3 protein-coding genes are annotated in these 2271 nt (G+C 48.7%); 2 read left to right on the top strand and 1 reads right to left on the bottom strand.

Translation table 11 applies throughout. The annotated features are described in order from the left end of the window. Together AC6R0L_RS01720 and AC6R0L_RS01715 are read left to right on the top strand one after the other, a co-directional pair. The coding region (locus tag AC6R0L_RS01720; protein WP_500628038.1) for a GGDEF domain-containing protein at positions 1–389 on the top strand (389 nt) is incomplete at its 5' end. Between the two features lie 9 nt (positions 390–398). Beyond that, a complete protein-coding gene (locus tag AC6R0L_RS01715; protein ID WP_334552216.1) occupies positions 399–833 on the top strand; it encodes an Mpo1 family 2-hydroxy fatty acid dioxygenase in 435 nt (144 codons plus the stop codon). A 397-nt stretch (positions 834–1230) separates the two neighbouring features. On the opposite strand, the gene AC6R0L_RS01710 is transcribed toward AC6R0L_RS01715, so the two are convergent. Next, positions 1231–2271: DUF3612 domain-containing protein (locus AC6R0L_RS01710; RefSeq protein WP_500628037.1), on the bottom strand; the 1041-nt coding region annotated here is incomplete at its 5' end.

The following is a 2271-nucleotide window of genomic DNA, read 5'->3' as shown; positions in this document are numbered from 1 at the left end:
TTTTGAATATCGACCTAGATGGCTTTAAGTTCATTAATGACACCTACGGGCATGCCGCGGGCGATAAGGTGCTGGTGGCGGTGGCTGAGCGTTTGGTTAGCACGTTACGCGCCTCGGACACTGTAGCTCGGGTTGGCGGGGATGAGTTTTTAGCTATGCTACCACGTGTCAATCGTGAAGAGGACGTAGACCGCATTCGCACGGAGTTAACTAAAGCGATTGCCCGAAACCCAATCATATATGAGCAGCACTTGATCACAATAGAGGTGAGTATCGGCCACGCGATGTACAACGCGAATATGCGCAATATTAATCAGCTGCTCAAGCTCGCGGATAGCAGTATGTATGACATCAAACGCCATCACCGCAAGGGATTCGGCACGTCTTAGAGGTGGATGATGAAGAACTTGACTCAATGGCTAGCGGCGTACGGTGAGAGCCATCAAAACCCGATTAATCAGAAAATTCATAAAGTGGCTGTGCCGGGTATTTTCTTGTCGGTCGTTGGGCTGATTTGGTCACTGCCGAGTTTGGAGTTGTATGGGCTCCGTCTCAATTGGGTTTGGGTGGCCGCACTCCCTGTGATGATGTTCTATTTTCGCTTGTCGCTTAGCGTGTTTATTATGATGCTAGGCTTCCTTCTCGCGTGTATTGCGTTAATTTGGTCTCTGGAGATCATGAGGGCGCCGGTGTTGCTTGTCTCCATAGCACTGTTTGCGGTGCTCTGGATAGCACAATTTATTGGTCATAAGATCGAAGGGAAGAAGCCGTCGTTTTTCGAAGATATCCAATTTCTTCTGATTGGACCGATTTGGGTATTTCGTAAACGCTAGTCGATGATTCTATCCCTTGTTCTCTGCGCCGCCTAACCGATGTTGGGCGGCGCTTGTTTGATCTCTGGGAAACTCGATGCGTCATGGTTTGCATTTTGCAATAATTAATATTTTCGCAAAACGCAATTATTCTTATTTTGCTTGACGATTATGTGTTCTGTTTGCATGAAACTGATGACGAAGTGAGCGAAGTGATTGATTTTTGGTTAACTTAAAAGTTGGCACGGTTACTGCTTTATTTATAGTGACCCTTATTAAGCCGAGGGTCACCTAGCCAACTGACGTTGTTAGTGAATACGATTTTGTTCACAATCACATACAGCCAATCACACCGATTTGTGATTGGCTTTTTTCTTTCTGTCTCGCCTTGCTGTCTCGAATGGGGTTTCTTCAACCTCTATTCACCACCTTGGCAATTTTCATAACAGCTCGGTTTCCTCGGACAGACGGCACCTCGTGAGCATATCACGCGTGCATCTGACTGAATGCCTCGCTCAATCCAGTTAATGTTCAGTATTTTAGCGATGGTGGTGAATTCACGGCTGATATGACGTGGAATGGGGGCACTACCACCCTGACTGACGCATAAACTTTTGAGTTCCTGAGCGATATCGTGTGAATTTCCGCCCTGAGCATCAATGGCTGGGTTAAGATCGATGCCTGCGCACAAGACGCGGTTGTTCCCTGCAGGATCGGTCATGTTGACTGACTCACAGCAGTAAATTCTTGGCTCATCCCCGACATTGAGAATAGATATTTGCGCTGAGCTACCTTGTTGCGGCTCAGATAAGCGGCGGAAAACAGCCCAGTGCTGACACGGGTCATTGACCTTCCGCATGTTGCCCCAAGGAAGCGGGATCCCGTTACCACGATAGACCGCTTTAAGCTTGTTTTGTCCGTACGCATCAAAATAGTGCCAGTGAGGATAGGGCGAAACGACGGTCATACGACGCATCGCCACTGATGGTGATACGCCTGCTTTGAGGTGGACGTCAATCTCATACCCGCTGCGGTCTAGTAATTGTCGGAAAGGGACTTTAGGGCAAAGTAGCGCGCCCGCAAAAAAACTCGACTCAAAATCACGCCACGCTTGCAAAATGTCTTGCGAGTTGAGCTCTGAGCTCGGCGTGGTTTGGTTGTAGTCCTCCCAGCTGTTGGCATGCCCCACCGTCAGTACGCTTTTCAACCCTTCTTTGCTGTGCAGAACACAATGGCCGATATAGACCGCCAAATCATACTTAAGGCGAGTCGGATACTCTTTGAGGATTTCATTAAGGAAAAGAGTACCGGGCGGTTCAAAGAAGGATGTCACGACTTGCTTGGCGTTAATCCCAAGCTCATCCACCACATCTTGCGGTGCGCGTTTGACCCAGCGAATGGTGAGCCCAAGGCTTCGGGCAATGCCCATCAAATCTTCCGCTGAGAGGTTGAGGCGTTT

Source organism: Vibrio sp. R15-SG3-ISO1A (genome assembly GCF_059833955.1).
Note: the sequence above shows the minus strand (reverse complement) of the source record. Positions and strands in the feature narration are given on the sequence as shown.

Excerpts from the sequence above, each read along its gene's own strand:
- AC6R0L_RS01715 (WP_334552216.1), top strand. The coding sequence starts at position 399 with ATGAAGAACTTGACTCAATGGCTAGCGGCGTACGGTGAGAGCCATCAA.